We start from the raw sequence: 6,744 nt of genomic DNA, 5'->3' as shown, positions 1-6,744 counted from the left end.
TCAAGATATGCATAGAAAATCTTGGAATTTTTGCTTTATCACAAATCTTAAACAGTACTGTATCATATGTGCTGTTCTTGACCGGCGTTCCTTTTCGACACACAAATACAAATTCTTCCCATTCTTTTAAAATTTCTGAAATCCTCTTATTTTTTTGTTTTTTCAGTTCTGAGAGCATCGAAATATCGCTGTACTCATCTATCTAAACTGCCTCCGCAAAACATACTCTACGCTCCTGTAGTTTCTTGAGTTATACCCAGACTAAATTCTTTGCCTTTTAGATTTTTCGCCATATTTTAGCTTCTTTCTCAAGAAGCCCCAATATAGCAATCTGTATTATACCATACCATGGTATCTTTGTGAATATTCAGTTTCAAATTCTGCCACTTTTCTATTTACCGCCTTATCTCTTACGCAGCAATTTTTAGGTTTACATTTTTTCTGTTTCGCTGTATCATGAGTACGGAGAAAATCAGATGGAACCAAATCAGATTTTTTCCATCCAAATATCTTTATTACGGAAAGGACATAAAAATGGAACAAAGCATTCGATTTCCTCATATGGGAATTGTATTAAAGCACGTGGGAGATGGTTTTTCCATCGGAGGACTGGAAATCAAATATTATGGTGTTATTATTGCCTGTGGTTTTCTATTTGGATTGATTGTTTCCTATTTTGCAGCCAAACGGTCAAAACAGTTTGATCCCGAACTTGTCTTTGACTACTTGCTCTGCATGTTAATTCCATCCATTGTGGGAGCAAGGCTTTATTATGTTATATTTTCCTGGGATTATTATAAAAATCATCTCGACGAAATTTTACAGATCCGAAACGGCGGTCTGGCAATCTACGGAGGTATTCTTGCAGCCGTGATGACTCTTTTTATTTTTTGTAAAATACGCAACGTCTCCTTACTTCAATTCGGAGACGTTGCCGTCAAAGGCTTACTGGTTGGTCAGATTATCGGAAGATGGGGAAATTTCTTTAATCGGGAAGCCTTTGGCGGTTTTACCGATCATCTCTTTGCCATGCAAATTCCTACGGATTATTTTCTTCATCAAGGCCGACTCTCTGAAATCATTGAATCCGGTTTATACGACCAGGCAGTTTATCTTACCTCCGGAAGTCATACGGTTTCCTACATTCAGGTTCACCCGACCTTTTTATACGAATCGCTTTGGAACCTGGCAGTTTTACTTCTCATTCTCTGGTTTACAAAACGCAAGACTTTCGATGGTGAATTGATTGCTTTATACGCCGCCGGATACGGAATCGGACGATTTTTCATTGAAGGTCTTCGGACTGACTCTTTAATGATTGGATCTACCGGAATCCGTGTTTCACAGCTGTTGGCATTGATTCTTGCCATTGGCGGTATTGGCTGGATTTTACTTCACCGTATTTTCTCACACAAAAAGAAACAAGCCCCTCGCTCATAAGGGGATTGTTTCTTTTTGTTTTACAATATCTCCACAATCTCGCGTCTCTAGTGATGGAACAAACGAATTCCCGTAAACGCCATCGCCATATGGTACTTATTGCAGCACTCAATAACAGCATCATCCCTCACGGATCCGCCCGGCTGTGCAATATATTTCACACCGCTCTTGTGCGCACGCTCAATGTTATCAAAGAATGGGAAAAATGCGTCAGAACCCAATGTCACATCCGTAAGTTTGTCCAGCCATGCTCTCTTTTCTTCCTTGGTAAAAATCTCCGGCTTCTCTGTAAAGATGTTTTCCCATGCGCCATCTGCCAGCACATCCATATATTCTTCTCCGATGTACAAATCAATGGCATTGTCACGGTCTGCACGTCGGATATTTTCTTTAAACGGCAGATTCATAACTTTCGGACATTGTCTTAACCACCAGTTATCCGCTTTCTGTCCTGCCAGACGGGTGCAATGAACTCTGGACTGCTGTCCTGCGCCAATTCCGATCGCCTGACCGTCTTTTACGAAGCATACAGAATTTGACTGTGTATATTTTAAAACAATCAGAGAAATTTTCAAATCCATCAGCGCTTCTTTTGGAATCTCCCGGTTCTCTGTCACAACATTGGATAACAGAGCGTCATCAATGGGGAGCTCCTGTCTTCCCTGCTCAAACGTTACGCCAAAAACTTCTTTATGCTCCAATGGCGCAGGCTGATAAGACTCGTCAATTTTAATCACATTATAATTTCCATTTTTCTTTTGCTTTAAGATTTCCAGCGCTTCTTCGCTGTATCCCGGCGCAATGACTCCATCGGATACCTCCCGTTTGATCAAACGAGCGGTATCGGCATCACACTCATCTGACAAAGCGATAAAGTCCCCAAAAGAAGACATACGGTCTGCGCCTCTGGCTCTGGCATAGGCACATGCCAAAGGAGATAAATCTCCCATATCGTCCACCCAGTAAATTTTTCTCAATGTATCAGACATCGGACGTCCGACAGAAGCACCTGCCGGTGATACATGTTTAAAGGAAGTTGCCGCCGGAAGTCCGGTTGCTTTCTTCAGTTCCCGCACCAGCTGCCATCCGTTAAATGCATCCAAAAAATTGATATATCCAGGTTTCCCGTTTAAAACTTCAATGGGAAGATCACTTCCGTCCGCCATACAGATTTTTGATGGTTTTTGATTTGGGTTACACCCATACTTTAACTCTAATTCTTTCATTTCCAGCGTTCTCCTTTTCTTATTTGTTCTTATTGACAATTCTGGTCTCGTATGTTCCGTCTGCAATATCAATGTAGCGTACAAACAGGGATACTTTGTTGTCATCGTTTAAGCTGTTCCATAACATCTGTGTGAAGTCGTCAATATCGCCCTCAATCCCCACCAGTTTCGGTTCTCCTTCAAAGCTTGGAAGCGGATCGCCGTCATGCATATAGGTATGAATGAAGCGGCCTTCTCCAGCTGCCGGATTCTCATATGTAAATGTAAAACGATTGCATCCCTCCGGACTCCCATGGTTGCTTTTTAAAATTGACATGGCATAGTGATACGCTCCGTTTTCTACTTTCATAATTCCTGAAATTCTAGGAGTATAATTTGGTGCATCCGGCTCAAATTCACGGGTTCTCAAAGACTGTTCAAAAGTCAGCCCCTTTTCTCTGCCTTCATAGATTGTGTCTGTCTGATCTCCATTTGTCACAATGGTTTCCTTGCCAAGAACACGTACCGGCGCATAAATAATCAGACTCGGGTCTTCTAACTTTGCAGGATCAAACGCCTGTGTTCTGATTCCTTCCCCTTCCTCTGCAAAAATGCGATTACGACTGTTCTCACTGCGCCCCATAATAAAATATGCTGTGACCGCTTTCTTTCCGTCCTCTGATCGTCCAATTACAATTCCCCGTCCAGGGTAAGCATTTTCTTTTAATTCCTGCTCAAGAGCTAACATCTTCATTGGTGTATCTCCTTTTTATTCTGATTTTCTTCGTATGATTCCTATTGTATCATATCAAAACAAAGTGGACAAGCCCGCTGACTTTCCTGTTTATTGATCCAAAAAAACCATCATAATCTAAAAACAGGAAGAGCACGGTCTTTCCTCGCTTCTTCCTGTTTCTTTTGTCCTGTTACATTTCTTTTATCCGTCTGATCGCCTCGACAGTGTTCTCATAATTTCCAAATGCCGTAAGCCGGAAATATCCTTCTCCACTTGGTCCGAATCCTGATCCAGGAGTTCCCACAACATTGGCGCGTTCCAAAAGATCATCAAAAAATTCCCATGATGTCATATGCTCCGGCGTCTTCAGCCAGATATAAGGGGCGTTCACTCCGCCGGATACGGTATATCCCGCATCTTTTAAACCTTCAAAAATCACCCTTGCATTGTTCATATAATATCCAACCTGCTCTTTTAACTGTACTTTTCCAGCTTCGGAATAAACTGCTTCACCGGCTTTCTGCACAATATATGGAGCGCCGTTATATTTCGTTCCATGACGTCTTGCCCATAATGCATGAAGAGCAACATCTTTGCACTTTAATTCTTTCGGAACCACAGTGTAGCCCAAACGCACGCCGGTAAATCCCGCATTTTTTGAAAAGCTCTTTAGCTCAATGGCACAGGTTCTGGCTCCTTCACACTCATAAATTGTATGAGCCACATCATCCTCCGAAATATACGCCTCATAAGCTGCATCGTAAATAATGACAGCACCATGTTTATTGGCGTAATCTACCCATCCCTGAAGCTGCTCTTTCGTAATGGTAGACCCGGTTGGATTGTTCGGGAAACACAGATAAATAATATCCGGTATCTCCTTCGGAAATTCCGGCGCAAAATTATTTTCTGCTGTACAAGGCATGTAAATCACATCACTCCATGTTTCCGTACTGGGATCATAGGTTCCCGTTCTTCCCGCCATAACATTGGTATCCACATACACCGGATATACCGGATCGCATACAGCAATCTTATTTTCCTTGGCAAAAATTTCCTGAATATTTCCTGAATCACACTTTGCACCATCACTGACAAAAATTTCATCTGCTGAAATATCAGCTCCGCGATCTTTATAGTCATTTTGGACAATGGCATTTCTTAAAAATTCATATCCGAGATCCGGAGCATATCCGTGAAATGTCTCTGCATGTGCCATCTCATCCACTGCCTCATGGAGCGTCTGAATAATGACAGGCGCCAAAGGCTGGGTTACATCTCCGATTCCAAGACGAATGATATCTTTCTCAGGATTTGCCGCAGAATAGGCATTCACCTTTTTTGCAATGGTTGAAAATAAATAGCTTCCCGGAAGTTTCAAATAGTTGTCGTTAATCTTAAACATAGTCTCCTCCTAAATTTTAATATGTAAATGATTCCTTGATCATTTTTGCCATTTCAATCAGCCCCACACCACTGTTCATGCTTCGCTGCTGAATGTAACTGTGCGCTTCATCTTCCGAAATCCGATTGTTATCCATTAATAACTGTTTGACTTCTTCCAATAATTCGACTTCTTCTCGCGATCTTTGTTTTGGCTTTGACTTACTGCGCTTTTGTTCTTTTGAGATCTCTCCAATCATCTCCCTTGCTTTGATGACCAGTTCATGACCTTTCAAAGGCATCGTCAGTTTCTGTATCTTGGGATCTCCGCAATCATCCAAATACGGCCGGGAGGCAATCAAAAGCATCCAGATCCTCTCCGGAAGATATTCCCATAATTCACTGTAAATCATATCAGAACATTTATATCCGCAAATAACCAGTCCTTCTCCCAATTCTTCCACACGATGAACAACCTGTGCCCCTGTTGTACACACTTCCACCACCTCAAAACCATTCTGAATCAAGAGATTTCGGATCTTTCTGGAAATTTCCCGTTTCGGGAACAAAACGATGACATTTATCAAGCCTCTCACCTCCCTATATCACCAGTCAGGATACTAAATCTTATACAAATAATGATCGATCTCCCACTGTGATACATATTTCTGGTAAGATTCCCACTCTGCCTCCTTAGCCTCCACATATTTTGTAAATATATGTTCACCCAGAATTTTTCTCATATAATCACTGTTTTTAAAAACCTCCAGGGCTTCCTTCATGTCTCTCGGCAGCATCATAATTCCTGCTTTTTCTTTTTCTCCCTCTGCCATTTCATACTGATTTGCAAAAGAACCTTTGCCCGGCGTCAGCTTTTTCTTAATTCCGTCAAGTCCTGCTGCAAGACTCACTGCCAGTGCCAGATAAGGATTTGCCGCAGAATCGGGACTCCGAAATTCCAGTCTGGTTCCGCTGCCCCTTGCAGCCGGCACACGGATCAGCGGACTCCGATTGGACGGAGACCATGAGACATCCACCGGCGCTTCATATCCCGGCACGATTCTCTTATAAGAATTCACCAGCGGATTCGTGATCAAGCTCATCTCTCTGGAGTGTTCCATAACTCCTGCCATAAAATGAAATGCCTCATCACTGATTCCCATATGATTTCCGGAATCCGCAAAAATATTCCTGCCGTCCCTCCACAGAGACATATTTAAATGCATCCCGGAACCATCCACCCCCGTAATCGGTTTTGGCATAAAGCTTGCGTAAAGTCCATGTCGTTTTGCAATATATTTTACAATAAATTTAAAAGTAAGGATGTTGTCTGCCGTTCTCAAAGCATTATCGTATTTAAAATCAATTTCATGCTGTGCCGGAGCAACTTCATGGTGAGATGCCTCAATCTCAAACCCCATATCTTCCAAATTTAAAATCATATCTCTTCTGGCGCTTTCCCCGAGATCTAACGGCGCCACATCGAAGTACCCCGCTTTTTCATGAGTCACAGTTGTCGGGCGTCCCTCTTCATCTGTATGGAATAAGAAGAATTCGCATTCCGGTCCCACATTAAATTTGTATCCCATATTTTTACATTCCCGAATCACACGTTTTAGTACATGTCTGGAATCGCCTGCAAACGGCAATCCATCCGGTCCGTAAACATCACAAATAAATCTCGCGACTCTGTCTCCTCCCGCATTCCACGGAAAAATCGCAAAGCTGTCAAGATCCGGATAAAGGTACATATCCGACTCTTCAATCCGAACAAATCCGTCTACACTGGAACCGTCAAAAGTACATTTATTATCCAGAGCCTTTTCCAACTGACGAACCGTAATCGCAACATTTTTCATCGTACCAAACAAATCAGAAAATTGCAGTCGGATAAATTCCACATCATTTTCTCTGACGAGGTCTATGACATCCTGCTTTGTGTATCGACCCATAACATCACTCCTCTTCTACTTTTCATTG

At 42.2% G+C, this 6,744-nt stretch carries 6 protein-coding genes and 1 pseudogene; 1 reads left to right on the top strand and 6 read right to left on the bottom strand.

From position 1 onward, the window contains the following. Nucleotides 1-178: pseudogene (locus AC27EF_RS07950) on the bottom strand (tyrosine-type recombinase/integrase); the annotation flags it as partial. A gap of 356 nt (nt 179-534) precedes the next feature. On the opposite strand from AC27EF_RS07950, the gene lgt reads away from it, so the two are divergent. Beyond that, entirely contained in the window at nt 535-1,440 is a 906-nt protein-coding gene (lgt, locus tag AC27EF_RS07945; protein ID WP_487110109.1) for a prolipoprotein diacylglyceryl transferase, read from the top strand. A 47-nt stretch (nt 1,441-1,487) separates the two neighbouring features. Here the strand turns inward: lgt and AC27EF_RS07940 are convergent, their stop codons facing one another. The 5 genes from AC27EF_RS07940 to glnA all read right to left on the bottom strand — a co-directional run bounded on the left by AC27EF_RS07940 (nt 1,488) and on the right by glnA (nt 6,716). Next, on the bottom strand, nt 1,488-2,771 hold the full coding sequence (locus tag AC27EF_RS07940; RefSeq protein ID WP_487110107.1) for a phosphoribosylaminoimidazolecarboxamide formyltransferase: 1,284 nt from the start codon (nt 2,769-2,771) through the stop codon (nt 1,488-1,490). Then, nucleotides 2,686-3,399 (bottom strand): IMP cyclohydrolase, encoded by a 714-nt coding sequence (locus tag AC27EF_RS07935; protein WP_487110105.1) that lies wholly within the window; start codon nt 3,397-3,399, stop codon nt 2,686-2,688. Before AC27EF_RS07935 ends, AC27EF_RS07940 begins: the two co-directional genes overlap by 86 nt. Before the next feature lie 172 nt (nt 3,400-3,571). After that, nucleotides 3,572-4,786, bottom strand: coding sequence for an LL-diaminopimelate aminotransferase (locus tag AC27EF_RS07930; RefSeq protein WP_487110103.1), 1,215 nt, complete (start codon nt 4,784-4,786; stop codon nt 3,572-3,574). 16 nt (nt 4,787-4,802) lie between these two features. After that, nucleotides 4,803-5,360, bottom strand: a complete 558-nt coding sequence (locus AC27EF_RS07925; RefSeq protein WP_487110101.1) for an ANTAR domain-containing response regulator — start codon at nt 5,358-5,360, stop codon at nt 4,803-4,805. Between the two features lie 24 nt (nt 5,361-5,384). Then, nucleotides 5,385-6,716: a type I glutamate--ammonia ligase gene (gene glnA / locus AC27EF_RS07920; RefSeq protein WP_487110099.1), complete on the bottom strand. Its 1,332-nt coding sequence runs from the start codon at nt 6,714-6,716 to the stop codon at nt 5,385-5,387. Between the last annotated feature and the right edge of the window lie 28 nt (nt 6,717-6,744).

The organism is Anaerostipes stercorihominis (genome assembly GCF_057535655.1).
This window is presented reverse-complemented; position numbering and strand designations above follow the sequence as displayed.